We start from the raw sequence: 21,431 nt of genomic DNA on the forward strand, positions 1-21,431 counted from the left end.
TATGAGTTTAAAGACAATAATAGGACTTGAAATTCACGTTGAATTACAAACTGATACAAAAATGTTCTGTGGTTGTAAAAATGAATATGGTTGTCCTCCAAATACTAATGTATGTCCTACATGTTTAGGTCATCCCGGAACTCTTCCAAGAATAAATAAAAGAGCTATTGAATATGCAATTATGGCTGGTAATGCCTTTAATTGTGAAATTTCTATGGATATGAAAATGGATAGAAAAAAATATTTTTATCCAGACTTGGTTAAGGGTTATCAAATTACTCAAGAGAGAACTCCTATTTGTAAAAATGGATATATAGAAATTGATACTGAAAACGGAGTTAAAAAACTTAGATTACAAAGAATTCATATTGAAGAAGATACAGGAAAATCAATTCATAATGAAAGTGGTCATACTCTTATGGACTATAATAGAGCTGGAGTTCCACTAATTGAAATTGTATCAGAACCTGATATGAATAGTCCTGAAGAAGCTATTGCGTTTTTAACAAATTTAAAAGAAACAATTAAGTATCTTGGAATTTCAGATGTTAAAATGGAAGAAGGATCTCTTCGTTGTGATGTAAACTTAAATGTTGTTGATGAAGAAAGTGGTTTTAAAACTAAAATTACTGAAATTAAAAACTTAAACTCATTTAAGGCTGCACTTCGTGCTATGGAATATGAACAAAAAAGACATATAGAAAATGTTAATAATAAAATAGTTGGCGAAAAGGAAACAAGACGTTGGGATGAATCAAAGCTAGAAACTATAATTATGCGTCATAAAGAAGAAGGAAATGATTATAGATTTAGTGTTGAGCCTGATATTCCATATATCAAACTTGAAAAAGATTTTGTTGAAAAAATTAAAGAAAGAATGCCAGAACTTCCAAAGAGTAAGAAAAATAGATTTTTAAGTGAATACAAACTTTCAGAATATGATGCAAATGTATTAACTCAAAATAAATATTTATCTGAATATTTTGAAAAAGTTGTTCAAAAGGTTGATGATGCAACTCTAGTATCAAACTGGTTACTTTCTGATGTGTTAAGAAGAGTTAAAGATTTAGAAATTGAATTTGAAGAAATTCCATTAAATATCGAATCTTTTGCAAGTCTATTAAAATTAGTAAAAGAAAATAAAATTAATGCTAATGTTGGTAAAAAACTTCTTAGAGAATTATTTGAAGAAGGAGATTTTGATCCACTAAAAGTTGTTGAAGAAAGAGGATTAATCCAAATTTCTGATGACAGCGCATTAATTGAGATAGTTGAAGAAGTTTTAAAGAATAATCCATCTTCAATAGAAGACTATAAGAATGGAAAAGATAGAGCTTTAGGATTCTTAATGGGACAATGTATGAAGGCTTCTAAAGGTAAGGGAAACCCTCAAAAATTCAATGAATTAATTTTAGAAAGGTTAGTTTAATGAAAAAGGTAGCATTATCTACAGATAATAAGAATAAAATTAAAGAAATATTTGATATTTTAAATAAATACGATTTTGAAATAGTAACTAAAAGTGAATTAGGTGTTACTGAAGAATTCGAAGAAATTTATGATACACTTGAAGGAAATTCAAAACTTAAAGCAGAAAAATTAAGAGAATACTGTTCATATGCTGTTTTAGCTGATGATACTGGACTTTTTGTAAATGCTTTAAATGGAGAGCCAGGAGTTCTATCTGCAAGATATGCTGGAGATCATGGAGATAGTGATGCCAATAGAAAAAAACTTTTAAAAAATCTTGAAGGTAAAACAGATAGAAGCGCATATTTTAAAACAGTAATGGTTTTTGTTGATGAAAACGGAGAAGAATATGTTGCAAAGGGTATTTTAAAGGGTACTATTTCATTAGAAGAACGTGGAGAAAATGGCTTTGGATATGATAAGATTTTCGTTCCTGAAAATATGGATAAAACTTTGGCAGAAATTGAGCCTGAAGAAAAAAATAAATTTAGTCATAGAAAAAGAGCATTAGAAGATTTAAAAAATATTTTAGGTGATAAATATGATAATAGCAGTTGTTAGTGATACTCATGGAATTGTACTTCCAGTAGCATATAGCTTACAAAGAAATAAGGTTGATATAGTTCTACATCTTGGAGATTATGCTTCAGATGCGAAAAAAATTGAACAAATAACTGGAATGGAAATTTATGCAGTTGCTGGAAACTGTGATGAGAATTCAAAAGATGTACCAGAAGAATTAGTTTTAGAAATTAGAAGAAAGAAATTCTTTTTAACTCATGGTCATAATTATGATGTTGATAATGGTATTGATAAAATTGTTGAAAAAGCTAAAGAAGTCGGAGCTGACTATGCTCTTTTTGGGCATACTCATGTGCACATAAGAGAAAGAGTTGATGGAATAACTGTGTTGAATCCAGGTAGTACAACTCTTCCAAGAAAGGGAGATACAAAAGGTTACTATATCATAAACTTAATCGAAAAAAGTGTAAATAGAATAAATTTAAAATAATCGGCGTAATAACCGACCTTTTGGTCGGTTATTAGCTGATTTTTTTCTAAGGCGGTATATATGAAAGTAAGAAAAATAGGCGTTGTAAGTTTATCTAGTGGGATATTGGGCGAAGATTTTGTCTCTCATGAAGTTAGAATTGGAATTGAAAGACTTAAAAAATATGGAATAGAAGTTGAATTTTTACCTAACTCAACAAAGGGTATTGAATTTTTAAAAAATAACCCAAAAGCAAGAGCAAAAGATTTAATAGATGCTTTTAATGATGATTCAATTGATATGATATTATGTGCAATAGGGGGAGATGATACTTATAGATTATTGCCTTATCTGTTTGAAAATAATGAATTAGAAATGGCAGTAAAGCAGAAAATATTTTTAGGTTTTTCTGATACAACAATTAATCATTTCATGCTTAATAAAGTAGGAATAAAAACATTTTATGGTCAAGCATTTTTACCTGATATTTGTGAATTATCAAATGAAATGTTATCTTATTCTAAGCATTTCTTTGAAGAATTAATTACTTATGGAAAAATTAAAAAAATATTTCCTAGTGATGTTTGGTATAATGAGAGAGAAGACTTTAGTAAAAATGGTATTGGAATTTCTATGGCAGAACATCCTAATAGAGGATTTGAATTATTAAGAGGAAGTGCAAAATTTGAAGGTAAAATATTGGGAGGATGTCTAGAGTCTATATTTGATATTTTTGATAATACAAGATATGAAGATTCAGTATATCTGTGTAAAAAATATGAAATATTTCCAAATTTAGATGAGTGGAGTGATAAGATTCTACTTCTTGAAACAAGCGAAGAAAAACCTAAACCTGAGCTATTTAGAAAGATGATTCTTAAACTTGAAGAATATGGAATATTTGATGTTGTTTCAGGTTTGATTATCGGAAAGCCACAAAATGAAGAGTATTATGAAGAGTATAAACAAATTCTTTTAGATGAAATAAAAAACAAAGATTTATCCATTGTATATAATATAAATGTGGGACACAGCACTCCAAGATGTATAATTCCTTTTGGAGTAAATGCAAAAGTAGATGTTGAAAGGCAAATTATAGAATTTAAAGAATAAATTTATGAAGAAAAATATTGAAAAGAAAAGAAATAGAGAGAAAAAAGTAATAACAGAAATGATAAGACTTTATTGCAAGAAAAATCATAAAAATGTGGAATTATGTGACGAATGTAAAGAAGTTTTAGATTATTCTTTGAAAAGGATTGACCATTGTAGATATATGGAAACTAAAACTTTTTGTTCAAATTGTAAAACTCCATGCTATAGTCCACAAATGAAAGAAAAAATCAAAAAAATAATGAAATTTTCTGGACCTAGAATGTTGATTTACCATCCAATATTGGTTATTTATCATATTATAAGTGGGATAAAAAAACAAAAATAAAAAAATTTTTAAAATAAAGTTAATTTATGGAAAAAATAAGCTGAAATGCTGTCGCAAAAAGATGAGCTTTTATTGAAATTTGAATATTTATTAACAGTGTTCTTTCTTATTTATCATTGACATTAATTGATTTTTGTAATATATTAAACATAGGAAAAATAACGTAAATTTTATGTTTCCAACTAATAAAAATATTGTTTGTGAAAAAGATTTTTTATAAAAAATACTTGAAAAAAAACGAGAAAGGGTTTATAATAGTGTTACGATTAAAATGGGGAAGAATTTTTGATTTTTTGAAAAAAAACAACTTTGTTTTATCGTAACATACAAAACGGCGTTTTAAATTAGTATTAATTATAAAAAATTTTTTTGTTGTAATAGTCATGAAAATGTTATTTTTAATTTAAATTTAAAATATCGTTCAATATTAGGAGGTGATGAAATGACTACTGATGCTATAAACAGAGTTAAAGAAGCAGAGATGAAAGCGAAATCCTTAATTGACGAAGCGAAACAACAAGCGATTGCTTTGAAGAAGAATTCAGAAAAAGAGTGTGAAAGCATTTCTGAAAAAGTTATTAGCGGTGCTAATAAAAAAGCCGAAGAAATCAAGTTTAGCTTAATTAATGAGGGAGAAATGCTAGCAAAACCTGTTATTGAAAAAGCTAGGATTGACGTGGATCTCATTAAATCTGTTGACGACAAAAAGTTAGAATCTGTGGTTAATTCAATAGTAGAGAGGATTGTGAGTGTAAATGGCAATAGTTAAGATGAAGAAATTCACTTTGTTTGCTTTTGAAGCTGAGAGAAAGCGATTGCTAGAAGAACTTCAAAGATTTGGTTATGTAAACTTTTCGAAATCTGATCCTATTGAGCAATTTGATTATCTTAAAGATGTAGAAGTATCTACAGTAGGTAATAACTATGTAGAAGAATCTACAAGAATAAAATGGATGATTGATTATGTAGGGAGATTCGTTGAGAAGGAAAAAGGTTTATCCGCTTTGAAGAAAGGTCCCGTAGTTTATACATTTAATGAACTTGAAAAAGAGGCTAATTCTTATGATTATATTACAGATTTTAATGAATTGAGTGAGATTAGTAAAAAGATTGATTCAAACAATCAAAGGATTACAGCCATAGACAATTCCATCAAAGAGATATCACCTTGGAAGTCTATTAAAGAACCTATTGAAGATTTGAATTCATTTAGGAAGTTAAAATTCATTATGGGATACTTGCCAACAAAGAGTCTTGAAAAATTTAGAACTTCAATAGTTGATTTAAAATCAACATATTTTGAAGAAATAGATATTGTTGGTAGAAATTCATATTGTATTATCTTTACAAATCAGCTTGAAAAAGAAGCAGTTTATGAAAATTTAAGATTAAATAGTTTTTCTGAAGTTAATCTTGAAATCAAAGGTGTAGTTTCCGAAGAAATTCAAAGACTAGAAGATGAAAAGAAAATCTTAGAAGAAGAAAATTCTAAGTTGACTGATGAAATTAAAAAATTTACAGTTAATCTTCAAAAGATGCAAAGTATTTATGAGTACTATCAAAATTTATCTCTAAGAAATACAGTGGTTTCAAATTTTAAAGCTACGGATAAGCTAGATATTATCCAAGGATATATTCCTGCTGACAAAGAGAATGATTTTAAGGAACTGCTTGAAAAACTTTCAGCATCTAAGGTTTATCTAGAAATTGAAGATGCTAAAAAAGATGATCCGGATGTTCCAATCATCTTAAAGAATAATAAAATAGCATCACTTTTTGAATCAGTTACAAATATGTATGCTCTTCCAAAATATAATGAAGTCGATCCTACATTTATATTATCAATATTTTATTGGATATTCTTTGGAATGATGGTTGCAGACTTTGCTTATGGATTGATTTTATTTGTTGGTTCAGGATTAGCATTAATGACATTGAAGTTTAATGATTCAACAAAGAAATTTTTAAAATTTTTCTTTGCCCTTAGTTTTTCAACTATGATATGGGGATTAATTTACGGTTCAGCTTTCGGTGATTTGATTACTTTACCAACTCAAATATTGGACTCATCAAAAGACTTTATGACTGTTTTGATGTTATCTTTAGCATTTGGTGGAGTACATTTAGCTTTTGGATTAGGAATGAAAGCATATGTTTTAATTAAAAACGGTATGCCTATGGATGCATTCTACGATGTATTCCTTTGGTACTTAACTTTAACAACTGTTATTTTAGTTATTGTTGGAAAGGTAATAACACTTCCAAGTATAGTAAATACAATAGCATTTTATGGAATGATAGTTGGTATGTTAGGAATCATTGCATTCGGAGCTAGAGATTCAAAAAGCATTGCTGGAAGAATAGCCGGTGGATTATATTCACTGTATGGAATAACTTCATATATAGGTGATTTTGTTTCATATTTAAGACTTATGGCTCTTGGACTTGCAGGTGGATTTATTGCTGTAGCAATTAATATTATCGTAAAAATGCTTGTAGGCGGAGGAATTGTAGGTATTATTTTTGGAGTAATAGTTTTCGTATTTGCTCAATTATTTAATATATTCTTAAGTTTCTTATCAGCTTATGTTCATACTTCAAGACTTATGTATGTAGAATTTTTCAGTAAATTCTATGAAGGTGGCGGAAAAGCATTTAAGAAATTTAGAAGTGAAAATAAATATATAGAAGTAAAATAATTCTAAAATAAAAATAAAAAAACAAACGAAAAGGAGATTTTGTTATGAAAGATTTTATGGCTGTATTAGCACAAAATGGTGGAGTTGTATTTGGTATATTAGGAGCAGCACTAGCTGTATTATTAGCAGGTATTGGATCTGCAAGAGGTGTTCAAATGGCAGGGGAAGCTGCTGCAGGATTAGTTATTGATGAACCAGAAAAATTTGGTAAAGCAATGGTATTACAATTATTACCAGGTACACAAGGACTTTACGGATTTGTAATTGGACTTTTCATAATGTTTAAATTAAGAGTAGATATGAGCTTAGTTGAAGGTTTATACTATGTTATGGTTTCATTACCAGTTGGTTTCGTTGGATTAAAATCAGCTTATTACCAAGCAAGAGTTGCTGTTGCAGGTATTAATATCTTAGCTAAAAACGAAGAACATCAAACAAAAGGTATTATCCTTGCAGTAATGGTTGAAACTTATGCAATCTTAGCATTTGCAATGTCATTCTTACTACTTTCAAGCGTTACATTCAGTTAATAAGCATTAAATAAATTAAAAAGGATGTGATTTAATGTCTAATTTGGACAATATAATAGATGAAATCCTTCAAGATGCTGAAAATGAATCAAAAAAAATAGTAGAAGATGCTAAAAGTGAAGTTGCAGATCTTGTTGGAAAAACAGAAAGTGAAGCTCAAAAAAATGCTGACAAGATAGTTGAAAAAGCAAAAGTAGAGGGCGCACAATCTAAAGATAGAATAATCTCAAACTCAAGTTTAACAGCAAGAGATATGGTTTTGGTTGCAAAACAAGAAATGATAAATAAAGTTTTTGAATTGACTAAAGAAAAATTAAAAACATTAAATCATGAAGATTATTTAAGTTTTGTAGAAAATTCTCTAAAAAAATTAGAAGTTAAAGAAGATAGTGAAATTATTCTTACAGAAAGTGAAAAGAAACTTGCAGGAGAAAAATTATTTGGAATTAAGGTTTCAGAAGATACTGTTGAAAGTGGATTTTCACTAAGAAATGGAAAAATAATTTTAAATAACGAATTTTCAAGTTTAATAGATTTAGTAAAGGAAGACTTGGAACAAGAAGTAGCAGAAAAGTTATTTAGTTAATAGGAGGTGTATTATGGATAGAGAAAATTTTATCCAATCAAGTGTTAGAATTCGTCATGCTGAGAAAAAACTCCTTACTAAACAACAACTTCAAAGACTTGCAGATGCAAAAAATCTTGAAGATGCAATTAAGTTGCTAAATGAAACTTCTTATTCAAGCGAACTTTCAAAACTAGATAGACCAGAGAATTATGAACAGGTTTTATCAGAAGTTTTGAATAAGACATACAAAGAGGCAATGGAAATTTCTCCAGAGAAGTCCTTAGTTGAAATACTTTCTTGTAAATATGATTATCATAACTTAAAAGTTTTGGTAAAAGAAAATATTTTAAAAGAAAAATTTGACTCCATGTATTGTATGTTAGATGGTAATGAAATTGAAGCATTTAGAGAATTAGCTTTAAAGAATGATGAGGGATTATCCAAAGATTTTAAGGAATGTTTAGATTTCTTTGAAACTACTAAGGACCCTCAAGACATTGATATCTTTATAGATAAAAAATATTTTGAAAAAGTTTTAAGTTTAGCTGAAGAATTTAAGCTTGAAATGATTACAGAATATTTTAAAGCTATGATTGATTTTATAAATCTTAGAACTTTCATAAGATGTAGAAAACAAAATCAAGTAAAGGAAACTTTAGAAAAAGTTCTAATTAAAGGTGGAGATGTTGAAACTGATAAGATTTTAGATATGTTCTATGAAGATATAGAAATTTTACCTATTAAGCTAAAAGCATATAAAATTGGTAGAGTTCTTTCTAAAATTGTTGAAGAGTATAAAAATACTAATTCTCTTAATAGTTTTGAAAAAAGTATGGATGACTATTTAGTTGAAATTGTAAGAAAAGCTAAATCCATCCATTATGGAGCAGAAGTTATTTTTAGTTTCCTTTTTGCTAAAGAAATGGAAATTAAGAACTTAAGACTTATTTTAGTAGGAAAAGTCAATGGATTATCTGCTGATTTTATTAAGGAAAGGTTGCGTGAAGTTTATGTATAAGATAGCTGTAATTGGCGATAAGGATTCAGTTCTTGCCTTTAGAGCTCTTGGAGTTCATGTATTTACTGCAATCGAAGGTAATGAGGCCAGAAGAATTATTGACAAACTAGCAAAAGAAGAATATGGAATTATTTTTGTTACTGAACAATTAGCACAAGAAATTCCAGAAACTATTCAAAGATATAACAATGAAGTTATTCCAGCAGTAATTTTAATACCTAGCAATAGAGGTAGTTTGAATATAGGCTTAGATAATATCAACAAGAATGTTGAAAAAGCTGTTGGATCAAATATATTATAGAAAGCGAGGGCTTATATTGAAAGTCGGTAAAGTTATTAAAGTTTCCGGACCTCTTGTAGTTGCAGAAGGTATGGAAGATGCGAACGTATATGATGTTGTTGAAGTTTCTGATAATAAGCTCATTGGAGAAATTATAGAAATGAGGGGCGATAAAGCCTCAATCCAAGTTTATGAAGAAACAACTGGTATAGGACCTGGAGATGTTGTAGTATCAACAGGTAGTCCACTTTCTATTGAACTTGGACCTGGAATGATAGAACAAATGTTCGACGGTATTCAAAGACCTCTTGAAGCTCTTCAAGCGAAAGCAGGAGATTTTCTTTTAAGAGGTGTAAGTGTATTACCATTAAATAGAGAAAAGAAATGGGATTTTGTACCAACAGTAAATGTTGGAGATGAAGTTTCAGAAGGAAATGTAATCGGTACAGTACAAGAAACATCAGTTGTTTCTCACAAGATTATGGTTCCACCATCAGTAAGTGGTAAAATTGTAGAAATTAATTCAGGAGAACATACTGTTGATGAAATTATCTGCAAAATTGAAACTGAAAATGGAATTAAAGAATTAAATATGATTCAAAAATGGCCAGTTCGTCGTGGACGTCCATATTCAAGAAAATTGGATCCAGTTAGACCGCTTGTAACAGGTCAAAGAATTATAGATACATTCTTCCCAGTTGCAAAAGGTGGAGCTGCTGCTATTCCAGGACCTTTCGGTTCAGGAAAAACAGTTGTTCAACACCAACTTGCTAAATGGGCAGATGCAGAAATTGTTGTTTATGTAGGTTGTGGAGAACGTGGAAACGAAATGACTGACGTTCTTATGGAATTCCCAGAAATTATTGACCCTAAGACTGGCGAATCACTTATGAAAAGAACAGTTCTTATAGCAAATACTTCTAACATGCCAGTAGCTGCTCGTGAAGCTTCTATATACACAGGTATTACTATTGGGGAATACTTTAGAGATATGGGATATTCAGTAGCACTTATGGCTGACTCAACATCTCGTTGGGCAGAAGCGCTTCGTGAAATGTCTGGTCGTCTTGAAGAAATGCCTGGTGACGAAGGTTACCCTGCATATCTTGCATCAAGAGTTGCAGACTTCTATGAAAGAGCTGGATTTGTTAAATGTTTAGGTGAAGATAGAGAAGGTGCTTTAACTGTAATCGGAGCTGTTTCTCCTCCAGGTGGAGATATTTCTGAACCTGTTTCACAAGCTACACTTAGAATTGTAAAAGTATTCTGGGGACTTGACTATGCATTGTCATACAGAAGACATTTCCCAGCTATTAACTGGTTGAACTCTTATTCATTATATCAACATAAAATGGATAAATTTATGGATGAAAATATAAATAAAAAATTCTCAGAACATAGAATTCAATCAATGGCACTTTTACAAGAGGAATCTAATTTACAAGAAGTTGTACGTCTTGTAGGTAGAGATTCACTTTCAGAAGCAGATCAATTAAAGCTTGAAGTTGCTAAGTCTTTAAGAGAAGATTTCTTACAACAAAATGCTTTCCATGAAGTTGATACTTATTGTTCACTTCCAAAACAATTCAAAATGTTAGAAGTTATTTTAGGATTCTATGAAGAAGCTAAAAAAGCTTTAAATTCAGGTGTTTATCTTGATGAAATTTTGAAGATTAATTCTCGTGAAGGAATAACAAGAAGTAAAAATATTTCTGAAAATGAATTAGAAAAATTTGACACATTATTTGAAACAGTTAAAGCTGATATTGAAAAATTAATAAGCGAAGGAGGTAACTCTAATGCTTAAAGAGTATAAGACAGTAAAAGAAGTAGTAGGACCTTTGATGGTTGTTGAAGGTGTCGAAGGAGTTAAGTACGAAGAGTTAGTTGAAGTTAGACTTCAAAACGGAGAAAAGAGAAGAGGAAAAGTTCTTGAAATTAATGGCGATAAAGCAATGGTTCAATTGTTTGAAGGCTCATCAGGAATTAACCTAAGAGATACAACTTGTAGATTTTTAGGTCATCCACTTGAACTTGGTGTTTCTGAAGATATGATTGGTAGAATCTTTGACGGACTTGGTAATCCTATTGATAAAGGACCTAAGATTATTCCTGAAATGAAGATTGATATTAACGGCTCTCCAATTAACCCTGTATCAAGAGACTATCCTTCAGAATTTATTCAAACAGGTATTTCTACAATAGATGGACTTAATACATTAGTTAGAGGACAAAAGTTACCTATTTTCTCAGGTTCAGGTCTTCCTCATAACAATGTAGCAGCACAAATTGCTAGACAAGCAAGAGTACTTGGTGGTGGAGAAAAATTCGCCGTAGTATTCGGGGCAATGGGTATCACTTTTGAAGAAGCTCAATTCTTTATTGATGACTTTACAAAAACTGGTGCGATAGATAGAGCTGTTCTATTTATGAACCTTGCTAATGACCCTGCAATCGAAAGAATTGCAACTCCTCGTATGGCTCTTACTTGTGCAGAATATTTAGCGTTTGAAAAAGGAATGCATGTTTTGGTAATCTTAACTGACCTTACAAATTATGCTGAAGCACTTCGTGAAGTTTCTGCAGCCAGAAAAGAAGTTCCAGGACGTCGTGGATATCCAGGTTACCTATATACTGACCTTTCAACAATTTATGAAAGAGCCGGAAGACTTAAAGGAAGACCGGGATCAATTACACAAATTCCTATTTTAACAATGCCTGAAGATGATATTACTCACCCAATTCCTGACCTTACAGGATATATCACTGAAGGACAAATTATTCTTTCAAGAGAATTATACAAACAAGGTATTCAACCACCAATCTTTGTAATTCCATCATTATCAAGACTTAAAGATAAAGGTATTGGAAAAGGAAAGACAAGAGAAGATCATGCTGATACAATGAACCAAATCTATGCTGGATATGCATCTGGTAGAGAAGCCCGTGAATTAGCAGTAATCTTAGGTGAATCAGCATTGTCTGAAGCTGATAAGGCTTTTGCAAAATTTGCAGATGCTTTTGATAAGAGATATGTTGACCAAGGATATGAAACTAATAGAACAATAGAAGAAACTTTAAACTTAGGTTGGGAATTATTAAGTATAGTTCCAAGAACAGAACTTAAGAGAATTAGAGAGGAATATATTGATAAATATTTAGGAAAGACAGAATAAAGGGGAGATATAGATGGCAAAGCTAAATGTAAATCCTACACGTATGGCTCTTTCAAATCTCAAAGGTAGACTTGTAACTGCTAAAAGAGGTCATAAACTTCTTAAAGATAAACAAGATGAACTTATGAGAAGATTTATAGAAATGATTAGAAAAAACAAAAAACTTCGTATTGAAGTTGAAAAAGAACTCTCAAATTCATTTAAATCTTTTCTTTTAGCCAGTGCTGTTATGAGTCCCGAATTTTTGGAACAAGCTGTGGCCTTTCCGAAAGAACAAGTATCTGTTGCCATTGAAACAAAGAATGTAATGAGTGTAAATATTCCTAAAATGGAATTTGATAGAACAGAAACAAGTGGAGCAATTTTCCCTTATGGTTATGCTCAAACATCTTCTGAACTTGATGATGCGATTTTAGAACTACATTCGGTAATGGACATGCTTTTAGAACTTGCTGAAGTTGAAAAAGCTTGTCAGCTTATGGCAGATGAAATTGAAAAAACTCGTAGAAGAGTAAATGCTCTTGAGTATAGAACAATTCCAGATCTTGAAGAAACAATTAAATTCATCAGAATGAAATTAGATGAAAACGAAAGAGCTACTATTACAAGACTTATGAAAGTTAAGGATATAATAGCTAAACAAGCATAATAAAAAGCTGTTGCGACTTGCAACAGCTTTTTTTATTAAATTTCTATAATATTATATAAAAATTACTTGAAAAAGTGTTTGTGTAATAGTATAATAAAAAAGTATAATATAATTGTTAAAATATTATATAATATTATAATTAGAGGGGGATATCATGGATAATTTAGAAAAAGAAGGATTAGAAGTTGATAAAGTAGAAGAAAAAGTGGAATCAGCTAAAGAAGTTGTTGAAGAAAAAGTAGAATCAGCTAAAGAAGTTGTTAAAGAAAAAGTAGAAGCGGCTAAAGAAGTTGTTGAAGAAAAAGTAGAACAAGTTAAAGAAGCTGTTCAAGAAAAAGTAGAAGAAGCTAAGGCTGAAGAATCTAAAGTTAAAGAAAAAATTGAAGAAAAAGTAGAAGAAGCTAAGGCTGATTGCAAAAGCTGTTCAAATGATCATGTTGACGTTAAAGCAAAATTTGATGAAATTATTTCTAAAAAGAACTTATTAGATTATATTATTTGTGGATTTTCAGCCGTATTTTCATTAAATTTACTTTATATGATTATTAAACTTATAAGTTTTGGTAGTTTTAATAACTCATCTTCAAACGGACAAAATGTTGTAGCAAATTTAACAAAAACTATGTCTAAGTTAGAATCTTTAAAAACTGTTGCTAATCTTAGAGACTTTGCACATGTTTTAATCTTTTTATCATTAGTTTTATTAGCAGTTATCTACTACAAAACTACAATTCTTGATAAGAGAAATGATTTCTTAAATACTAAAAAGAATTTATATTTCATTTGTGGACTTCTAGTAACAGAAATCGGAAATTTCATCTTAAAAAGTGCGTTTTCTAAGGCTTCAACTTTTATGTTATATTTAACAGTTTTAGTTTACCTTGGAGCAGTTGCAGTTTTTGGATATACTGCTTACACTCTTTATTTAGAATTATTTAAAAATAAAAAATAATTTTATAAAAACTTAATATTAAAAAAGGAAGTTTATCAATTTATGTTGATAAACTTTTTTATTACAAAGTAACAAGGTTCTCATGTGCTTAACCGATGCAAATTGACGTCGAAGGGTGAGAAGTCTTGTTGTATAAGAAACCTTCTAATAATTTATGCTATAATACAATATTATCATACGATTGTACTATTTTTTTGCTATTGACGTGTTTTTTATAGGAGTAAATTTATCACGTAACATCATTATTATGATTGACTAAATGATAATAAAAAAAGTAAATACCCTTATGTAAAATTGTGGATAAGTTGAATAACTTGTGGATAAGTGGATATTTTGCCCTTTATTTTGTGGATAACTTTTATAAAAATAGTGAATATCTTTAAGTTTTGTGGACAAAATTGTAAAAAATATTATAATTTTAACATTATCAATTGAAAAAATGCAAATTAAAAATTTTTTAAAAAAATCTATTTACAAAAGAAATTTTTTGTGCTAATATTAATATATAAAAATTTTATATATTAAAAATTTATATATTGTAAATTTATACAGAGGTGAAATATGTATTATCCAATTTCGGCATTATTGATTGAGTGTTTAATTCTATCAATTTTAGATATTAAAGATTCCTATGGATATGAAATTAGTCAAAGTGTAAAAAAAATTTCAGATATAAAAGAATCAACTCTTTATCCAATTTTAAAAAAGATGGAACAAAATGAGTTTTTAACAACTTATGATGGAGAATTTAATGGAAGAAAAAGAAAGTATTATAGAATTACATCTAGTGGAAAAACTCAGCTTAGATTTTTAAAATCTGAGTGGATAGAGTATAGAGATGAAGTTGACAAAATAATTATAGAAGGAGTGTTCAATGAATAGAGAAGAATATCTTAAAGAACTATCAAAATATTTGAAGAGATTACCTAAAAAAGACTATGATGATACTATGAATTATTTTGAAGAATATTTTGAAGAAGTTGGAATTGAAGGTGAACAAGATTTAATAAGAGAATTGGGTTCTCCAAGTACTGCTGCAAGTGAAATTCTATCGAAGTTGTTAAATGAAAATGAAGGTAAAAACGAAGGGAAAAACAAACTTTTTAATTTTGGAGAAAATAAACTACTAAGAACTTTTTTGATTGCCATACTTTGTATATTAGCTGCTCCATTTGGAATACCAGCTACAATTGTTGTGATTAGTATAATTTTATCTTTTTTTATGATTTGTCTTTCTATAATTTTTGTATTATTTGCACTTTCTTTAGTTGGCATATTTTTTAGTTTTAAGTTCCTTATTGCAGGACTATTTACAATCTTTCTTTTATCTATTCCAGGAGGAATGTTTCTTCTTGGGTGCGGATTAATTATATTAGGGCTTAATGGATTGTTATATTTAGCTGGTAAATATATTGTTAGTTTTTTAATTAATTTATGTAAAGAAACTGTTTCATATATTTCAAGAAGAAGAGGTAAAAAGTATGAATAATAAAGTATTAAAAACTTCTATAATAATGTTAATTTTAGGTTTTGTTCTATTTTTATTAGGAATTCAAAATGGGGGGTTAGAGTATATAAAAGATACCGATATAGATAGTTATAGATTAGGTAACAGTACTAAAATTAACAAATACACTATAGAATTAGATAAAATTACTTCTACAGAAGTAAAATTTATAAAATCAAATTTTAAAATTAAAAAGTCTGAAAATGGAAAAAACTATATTGAATATTTTTCTGAAAATGAAGAAGACTTCAAAATAACAAATAATGAAGGAAAGCTATTAATAGAAGATTTAGAAGAAGATAGTAAATTTTCTTTTAGCATAATTATTAATTTAAATTTCTATAAGAATCTTCTATTCAATGATGAGATAAGTAATAAATCTTTTGTTTTATATCTTTCTGAACCTGAATTAGAAAACTTTAATTTTAATAGTTTTAGTAGTAAAGTAACAATCTCAGATGTTAATATTAAAAATATAAAAATTAGTCAAAATGCTGGTAACTGTGATTTTAAAAATATAAATTCAGAGAATATTGAATTAACAAATTTAGCAGGTAATATTGATTTGAATAAAGTTAATAATTCAAATCATTTTAGATCAGTGAATAAAGCGGGCAATCTATATGTGGAAGATTCTAAATTTAATTCATGTAAAGTAGATAAAAAAGCTGGAAATGTTTCGTTTTCTAATGTTGAAATAAATGAATTACTAGAAGTTGAAAATAACGCCGGAAATATAAATTGTTCATTGCTTTATGATGAAAATGTAAATTATGATGTGGATTTAGATTCAGATGTAGGAAATATTTATATAGATAAAGATTTCAATAAAAATAGAGAAGAATCTAAAACAGTAAAGATTATATTGAAATCAAAAGCAGGAAATATAAAATTAGAAAAAAATTAATTAAAAAATTTTTTTATAAAAAAGCTATGTTTTTTTATTAAAATGTGGTATTATTAATATAGATATGTATTTCATAATTTGTGATAAATATCTTTTATGAATTTAAAAATCTAAGATTTTTAAAATTTTAAGGAGGGCATAAAAATGGAAGAAAACAAAAGCTGTGGATGTGGCTGCGGATGTGGTTGCGAAGAAGAATTAGAAGCTGAATTATTAGTTTTTGAAAACGAAGACGGAAAAGAAGAAACTTTTGAAGTTATCGGAGTTTTTGAAGTGGAAGAAAAAGAATATATTGCACTTCAAAGTCAAGAAGATGGAAGTATCTTACTTTGCAAATATATAGAAAAAGAAGACGGAGAATATGAAGTAGAAGAAATCGAAGATGATGAAGAATTCAGTAAGGTTTCTGATGCATTTGATGCTTTAGTTGAAGAAGACGAAGAATAATAAGAAGTCTATAAAGTGCCGTTATCGGCACTTTATTTTTTTGAAAGAGGGGATTTATGTTTAAGGCGGTTTGTTTAGATTTAGATGGAACTCTATTGGATGATAATAAAAAAATATCTGATAGAAGTTTTTTATTGTTAGACAATTTGATTGAAAATGGTATAGAAGTTATAATCGCTACTGGAAGACATTTTTATATGGTATCAGATTTTTTGAAACCTTTAAAAAGAGATATAATGGTATGTGCAAATAATGGAGCTATGAGCAGATTTAAGGAATCTAATAAATTAGTAAATGTTGAATATGTAAGTAATTGTAAGTTTTTAGAAATTTATAATAAAGCATTAGAATGTGGAATGAATCCATATATTTATGTAGATTCTTTTGTTGATGGTTATCATCTAGCTGTAAAAGATGGACAACCTAAGAAGAGTCATTTCGAAGAAAATATTGTTGATAAAAAAATTGCTGTTGATAGTGTAAGATATTTCAGTCAAATTGATGTAAAGTCTTTAGAAACTGTTTTATGTATTGCTTTTTTAGACCAAAAGGAAAGAATTGATGCATTCTTCGAGCATTTCAAAGATGAAGAAGATTTAGTTAAAAATATGTATTTTGTTCCAAACGGAAAAAAAGTTTTGGAATTTCAATCTAAAAAAGCAGATAAATGGATCGCTATAACTAACTACCTTAAGAGCAAGAATATTAGTCTTTCAGAAGTTGTATCTTTTGGTGACGAATTTAATGATAAGTCAATGGTTAAAAACTCAGGTATGGGTTTTGCGATGAAAAATGGTATAGAAGAGTTAAAATCTTTAACAAATAATATAACCGAATTTACAAACAATGAAGATGGGGTATATTTTGAATTGAAGAAAATATTTAAAGATATTGTAGGAGAATAATATGGCTTGTAATTTAAAATTTAATGGAATAAATGGTGAATTTTCTTTAGATAAGTATAAAGGAAAAAAAATAGTATTATATTTTTATCCAAAAGACAATACTTCAGGATGTACTTTGGAAGCGATTCAATTTAGTGAACTTAAAGAAGAGTTCGAAAAATTGAATGCAGTTATTATTGGGGTTAGTAAGGATTCTCTTGCAAGCCACAAGAAATTTATAGAAAAACACAATTTAACTGTGGAATTAGTTTCAGATGAAGATGTATCAATTCAAGAACATTTTGATGTTTGGAAAATGAAAAAATTATATGGTAAAGAATATATGGGAACTGTTAGATCCACTTTTATTTTGGATGATAAAGGAAATATTCTAAAAGAATTTAGAAATGTAAAAGCGAAGGATCATGCTTTAAAAGTTTTAGAAGCGTTGAAGGAACTATAATGTTAGAGGAAGATTTTTACAGAACGTATTCAAAATATCTAAGAGATATTTATGGAGAAAAAGTTTATAAATTACCTGTTAAATTAAATTTAAGTTGTCCTAATAGAGATGGAAATATTGCTACAGGGGGTTGTATTTTCTGTGGAGAAGAAGGTGGTTCTTTTGAAAATTGCCATGTTTCTATGTCTGTTAAAGATCAAGTTTTGAGAAATAAAGAGTATATTTCAAAAAAATATAATGCTAAAAAATTTATCGTGTATTTTCAAAATTTTACAAATACTTATCTTGGGATGGACGATTTTAAAAAGATGATTGAAGATAGTATTGTTGATGATGATATAATAGGAATTTCTTTATCAACAAGGCCAGACTGTATTTTGGAAGAGCAATTATTATTCTTGAAAGAATTTCAAAATGGCAGAAATTTAGAAATTGACTTTGAACTTGGATTACAAACTGTAAATTATAGAACTTTAATAAAACTTAACAGAGGACATACATTGGCTGAATTTATAAATGCAGTCAATTTAATTCATAAATTTGGATTTAGAGTTTGTACACATATTATTGTTGGATTGCCTTGGGATGATGAGCTAGATATGGTTGAATCTGCAAAGATTTTATCTGCTCTAGATGTCGAAGAGGTTAAATTACATTCTTTATATATTGTTAAAAATACAGTTTTAGGAGAAATGTACTCAAAAGGAGAAATTGAGTTGATAACGAAGGAAAAGTTCATTGATTTAGTTATAGCTTTTTTGAGAAATCTAGATAAAAATATAGTGTTACAAAGATTGCTAGGTCGTGTGCCAGAAGAAAATAGTCTTTTCTGCAATTGGAATACGAGTTGGTGGAAAATCAGAGATGAAATTTTAGAAAAAATGGAAAAAAATAATTATAGACAAGGTGATTTGTTTAATAATTTTGAAGGAGTAGTGAAAAAATAATGAAAAACTATGGACTTTTTGATGTTATAGGACCAATAATGATTGGACCATCAAGTTCTCATACTGCAGGAGCTTGTAGACTTGGACGTATTTCTAAAATAATTTATGCAAGAGATATAAAGAAAGTAATTTTTCATTTACATGGTAGTTTTAAAAACACATACCAAGGTCATGGCACTGACAGAGCTTTAGTAGGTGGAATTTTAGGATATGATACTGATGATGAAAGAATTAGAGATGCTTTAAATATTGCAAAAGGTAGAGGAATAGATTTTTCTTTTGTACCAATGGATTTGTTATATGCTCATCCTAATACTGTTAAAACTGAATTTATTGACCAAAATGGAGAAAGTTTCTATGTAATTGGTTCATCAATTGGTGGTGGAGCAATCGAAATTACAAATATAAATGGTGTTGAAGTTAAATTTGGAGGATTGTATAATACTATAATCCTTAAATATAATGATAGATATGGAATGATTGCACAAGTAAGTACAATTTTAGCTGAAAACAAGATAAATATCGGTAGTTTAATTATGAATAGAGAAGACGGAGTTGCTTCAGCTATCATGGAAATTGATGGTGGAATTGATGAAATGGCTATTTATAGAATAAGTAAATTACCAGATATGTTAGAATGTATGATTTTAAAACCATTATAGGAGGTTATATGATTTCTTCAGGAGCACAATTATTAAAATTATGTAAAGAGAAAAATAAGAAGATTAGTGAAGTTGCATTAGAATACCAATTAGAAGAAATGGATATAACAGAAGAACAACTTATGAAGATGCTTAGAGAAACTTATGAAGTTATGAAAGCATCTGCATCCGATGTTATTACTAATGATAAAATCAATCCATTTAAAATAACTGGCGGAAATGCTAAGAAAATATTAAGACATGCACAAAGTGGAAAAAGTATTTTAGGAGAGTCTATGGTAACTGCAATTGCTAGAGGTTTTTCAACATCAGAAGTAAATGCAGGTATGGGAAAGATTGTAGCTGCACCTACTGCAGGGGGAGCTGGAATTTTACCGGGAAGTCTTTCTTGGATACAAGAAGAATTTAATTATACTGATGATCAAATGCTAATGGCTCTTTTAGTTTCTGGAACTGTTGGAAGAATTATTGCAACAAATGCAACTATTTCTGGAGCTGAGGGTGGTTGTCAAGCAGAATGTGGAGCGGCTACTGCAATGAGTGCTGCAGCAATTGTTGAATTACACGGAGGGACACCAGAACAATCTTTAATAGCGGCATCTTTTGCGATGCTTATGGTATTGGGATTAGTGTGCGACCCTGTTGCAGGGCTTGTGGAATTCCCATGTGCATTAAGAAATGGATCAGGAACAATTAATGCTTTAGTTGCAAGTGATATTGCGCTTGCAGGTGTTGAATGTATTGTACCTTTTGATGAAGTAGTTCAAGCAATGTATGAAGTTGGAAATGCACTTCCTGAAACATTAAGAGAAACTGCTTTAGGTGGATGTGCTGCTTGTCCATCTGCTAAAAAAATGGAATGTAAGGTATTCCCAAATAGATTAAGTTAATAAAACGGATGATTAAGTCCGTATATGTAGAAATGGTGGAACTGGTAGACACGCTATCTTGAGGGGGTAGTAAGCACAGCTTGTGAGGGTTCGAGTCCCTTTTTCTGCACCAACTCCGTTAGACAAACTAACGGAGTTTTTTATTGGGAATGTTTTAAATATAAAATGTTTAAGTATTAATATATTGACACAAAAAATATATTTGATACAATATACATATAGATAAAAGTATTTCAATTTCTTAAAGTAAGATGTTTTTAAAGGGATTAAAGAAATTTTTATTTCTAATGATTTATGTAAGGAGAATATTATGGATGAACTAATGTTTGTATTCAAATGGATATTAATGATACCTGTTATATGGGGGTTAATGTTTATATCTATATTTGTTCATGAGATGGGACATTTGCTAATGTATCTTCTATTTTATCGTGAGAATAAATGGAGAATAGAGATTGGTGCAAAAGGAAAAAAATTATTTGAAATTGGAAGATTTACTATTTATTTAAATATGCTTACAGGACATATTTATTATGAATATAAAAAATATAATAAACTTAATTCAATTATGACTACTGCTGGAGGACCTTTGGCAACTTTACTTTTAATAATATTCATACATGGATACATATTTAAGGCTAATCCTGATAAAAATGGTTTATTGTATTGGAATTTGTGCTTTATGTTTTATTATAATCTATCTTTATTTATAGCTGCAATAATTCCTATAAACACTAAGAATTATACAAGTGATGGATGGAGAATTATAGATGATTTAAAAGGAGATTATGAATAAAATAAAAATAAAATTTTTAAGGTAATTAATAAAGATTGAGTGATAAAACTCAATCTTTTTTTTGTAAAAAAGATCAATAAAAATTTTTTATTAAAAACCATAAAAAAGTACTAATTTTTGTATATTTTTGTCACTTTACCGCCCAATTTTAAAT

At 28.9% G+C, this 21,431-nt stretch carries 25 protein-coding genes and 1 tRNA gene; all 26 read left to right on the plus strand.

Annotated elements, in window-relative coordinates:
* Position 1: 1 nt before the first annotated feature.
* Complete coding sequence (gatB, locus tag LW893_RS04870) at positions 2–1,429, plus strand: Asp-tRNA(Asn)/Glu-tRNA(Gln) amidotransferase subunit GatB (protein WP_233056124.1); 1,428 nt, start codon at positions 2–4, stop codon at positions 1,427–1,429.
* Positions 1,429–2,031 (plus strand): RdgB/HAM1 family non-canonical purine NTP pyrophosphatase, encoded by a 603-nt coding sequence (gene rdgB, locus LW893_RS04875; RefSeq protein ID WP_233056126.1) that lies wholly within the window; start codon positions 1,429–1,431, stop codon positions 2,029–2,031. Before gatB ends, rdgB begins: the two co-directional genes overlap by 1 nt.
* Positions 2,012–2,482: a YfcE family phosphodiesterase gene (locus tag LW893_RS04880; RefSeq protein WP_233056127.1), complete on the plus strand. Its 471-nt coding sequence runs from the start codon at positions 2,012–2,014 to the stop codon at positions 2,480–2,482. Before rdgB ends, LW893_RS04880 begins: the two co-directional genes overlap by 20 nt.
* Before the next feature lie 60 nt (positions 2,483–2,542).
* On the plus strand, positions 2,543–3,574 hold the full coding sequence (locus LW893_RS04885) for a S66 family peptidase (protein WP_233056128.1): 1,032 nt from the start codon (positions 2,543–2,545) through the stop codon (positions 3,572–3,574).
* Positions 3,575–3,578: 4 nt separating this feature from the next.
* On the plus strand, positions 3,579–3,902 hold the full coding sequence (locus tag LW893_RS04890) for a nitrous oxide-stimulated promoter family protein (protein WP_233056129.1): 324 nt from the start codon (positions 3,579–3,581) through the stop codon (positions 3,900–3,902).
* Between the two features lie 442 nt (positions 3,903–4,344).
* Positions 4,345–4,671 (plus strand): hypothetical protein, encoded by a 327-nt coding sequence (locus LW893_RS04895; protein ID WP_233056130.1) that lies wholly within the window; start codon positions 4,345–4,347, stop codon positions 4,669–4,671.
* A complete protein-coding gene (locus LW893_RS04900) occupies positions 4,658–6,601 on the plus strand; it encodes a V-type ATP synthase subunit I (protein WP_233056131.1) in 1,944 nt (647 codons plus the stop codon). The genes LW893_RS04895 and LW893_RS04900 overlap by 14 nt, the downstream gene beginning before the upstream one ends.
* Positions 6,602–6,645: 44 nt before the next feature.
* A complete protein-coding gene (locus tag LW893_RS04905; RefSeq protein ID WP_233056132.1) occupies positions 6,646–7,131 on the plus strand; it encodes a V-type ATP synthase subunit K in 486 nt (161 codons plus the stop codon).
* Positions 7,132–7,165: 34 nt separating this feature from the next.
* Positions 7,166–7,717, plus strand: a complete 552-nt coding sequence (locus LW893_RS04910; RefSeq protein ID WP_233056133.1) for a V-type ATP synthase subunit E — start codon at positions 7,166–7,168, stop codon at positions 7,715–7,717.
* Positions 7,718–7,730: 13 nt separating this feature from the next.
* Entirely contained in the window at positions 7,731–8,717 is a 987-nt protein-coding gene (locus LW893_RS04915; RefSeq protein WP_233056134.1) for a V-type ATP synthase subunit C, read from the plus strand.
* Positions 8,710–9,018 (plus strand): V-type ATP synthase subunit F, encoded by a 309-nt coding sequence (locus LW893_RS04920; RefSeq protein ID WP_233056135.1) that lies wholly within the window; start codon positions 8,710–8,712, stop codon positions 9,016–9,018. The genes LW893_RS04915 and LW893_RS04920 overlap by 8 nt, the downstream gene beginning before the upstream one ends.
* Before the next feature lie 16 nt (positions 9,019–9,034).
* The gene (locus tag LW893_RS04925; RefSeq protein WP_233056137.1) at positions 9,035–10,804 is read left to right on the plus strand and encodes a V-type ATP synthase subunit A; all 1,770 of its coding nucleotides are present in this window, start codon (positions 9,035–9,037) and stop codon (positions 10,802–10,804) included.
* Complete coding sequence (locus LW893_RS04930) at positions 10,797–12,173, plus strand: V-type ATP synthase subunit B (RefSeq protein WP_233056138.1); 1,377 nt, start codon at positions 10,797–10,799, stop codon at positions 12,171–12,173. The genes LW893_RS04925 and LW893_RS04930 overlap by 8 nt, the downstream gene beginning before the upstream one ends.
* A gap of 13 nt (positions 12,174–12,186) precedes the next feature.
* Complete coding sequence (locus tag LW893_RS04935) at positions 12,187–12,822, plus strand: V-type ATP synthase subunit D (protein ID WP_233056139.1); 636 nt, start codon at positions 12,187–12,189, stop codon at positions 12,820–12,822.
* Between the two features lie 154 nt (positions 12,823–12,976).
* A complete protein-coding gene (locus tag LW893_RS04940; protein WP_233056140.1) occupies positions 12,977–13,774 on the plus strand; it encodes a hypothetical protein in 798 nt (265 codons plus the stop codon).
* A gap of 561 nt (positions 13,775–14,335) precedes the next feature.
* On the plus strand, positions 14,336–14,656 hold the full coding sequence (locus tag LW893_RS04945) for a PadR family transcriptional regulator (protein WP_233056142.1): 321 nt from the start codon (positions 14,336–14,338) through the stop codon (positions 14,654–14,656).
* The gene (locus LW893_RS04950; protein ID WP_233056143.1) at positions 14,649–15,263 is read left to right on the plus strand and encodes a DUF1700 domain-containing protein; all 615 of its coding nucleotides are present in this window, start codon (positions 14,649–14,651) and stop codon (positions 15,261–15,263) included. Before LW893_RS04945 ends, LW893_RS04950 begins: the two co-directional genes overlap by 8 nt.
* The gene (locus LW893_RS04955) at positions 15,256–16,188 is read left to right on the plus strand and encodes a DUF4097 family beta strand repeat-containing protein (RefSeq protein WP_233056144.1); all 933 of its coding nucleotides are present in this window, start codon (positions 15,256–15,258) and stop codon (positions 16,186–16,188) included. The genes LW893_RS04950 and LW893_RS04955 overlap by 8 nt, the downstream gene beginning before the upstream one ends.
* Positions 16,189–16,332: 144 nt before the next feature.
* Positions 16,333–16,635: a DUF1292 domain-containing protein gene (locus tag LW893_RS04960; protein ID WP_233056145.1), complete on the plus strand. Its 303-nt coding sequence runs from the start codon at positions 16,333–16,335 to the stop codon at positions 16,633–16,635.
* Positions 16,636–16,691: 56 nt separating this feature from the next.
* On the plus strand, positions 16,692–17,540 hold the full coding sequence (locus tag LW893_RS04965) for a Cof-type HAD-IIB family hydrolase (RefSeq protein WP_233056147.1): 849 nt from the start codon (positions 16,692–16,694) through the stop codon (positions 17,538–17,540).
* 1 nt (position 17,541) lies between these two features.
* Positions 17,542–17,982, plus strand: a complete 441-nt coding sequence (locus LW893_RS04970; protein ID WP_233056148.1) for a peroxiredoxin — start codon at positions 17,542–17,544, stop codon at positions 17,980–17,982.
* Positions 17,982–18,929: a TIGR01212 family radical SAM protein gene (locus LW893_RS04975; protein ID WP_233056153.1), complete on the plus strand. Its 948-nt coding sequence runs from the start codon at positions 17,982–17,984 to the stop codon at positions 18,927–18,929. Before LW893_RS04970 ends, LW893_RS04975 begins: the two co-directional genes overlap by 1 nt.
* Positions 18,929–19,591 (plus strand): L-serine ammonia-lyase, iron-sulfur-dependent subunit beta, encoded by a 663-nt coding sequence (gene sdaAB / locus LW893_RS04980; RefSeq protein ID WP_233056154.1) that lies wholly within the window; start codon positions 18,929–18,931, stop codon positions 19,589–19,591. Before LW893_RS04975 ends, sdaAB begins: the two co-directional genes overlap by 1 nt.
* A gap of 8 nt (positions 19,592–19,599) precedes the next feature.
* A complete protein-coding gene (gene sdaAA / locus LW893_RS04985; protein WP_233056156.1) occupies positions 19,600–20,481 on the plus strand; it encodes an L-serine ammonia-lyase, iron-sulfur-dependent, subunit alpha in 882 nt (293 codons plus the stop codon).
* Between the two features lie 26 nt (positions 20,482–20,507).
* Positions 20,508–20,593: transfer RNA gene (locus tag LW893_RS04990), tRNA-Leu, on the plus strand.
* A 198-nt stretch (positions 20,594–20,791) separates the two neighbouring features.
* Positions 20,792–21,277, plus strand: coding sequence for a hypothetical protein (locus tag LW893_RS04995; protein WP_233056157.1), 486 nt, complete (start codon positions 20,792–20,794; stop codon positions 21,275–21,277).
* Positions 21,278–21,431 lie beyond the last annotated feature (154 nt).

Source organism: Parvimonas micra (assembly GCF_021300775.1).
Taxonomy (GTDB): domain Bacteria; phylum Bacillota; class Clostridia; order Tissierellales; family Peptoniphilaceae; genus Parvimonas.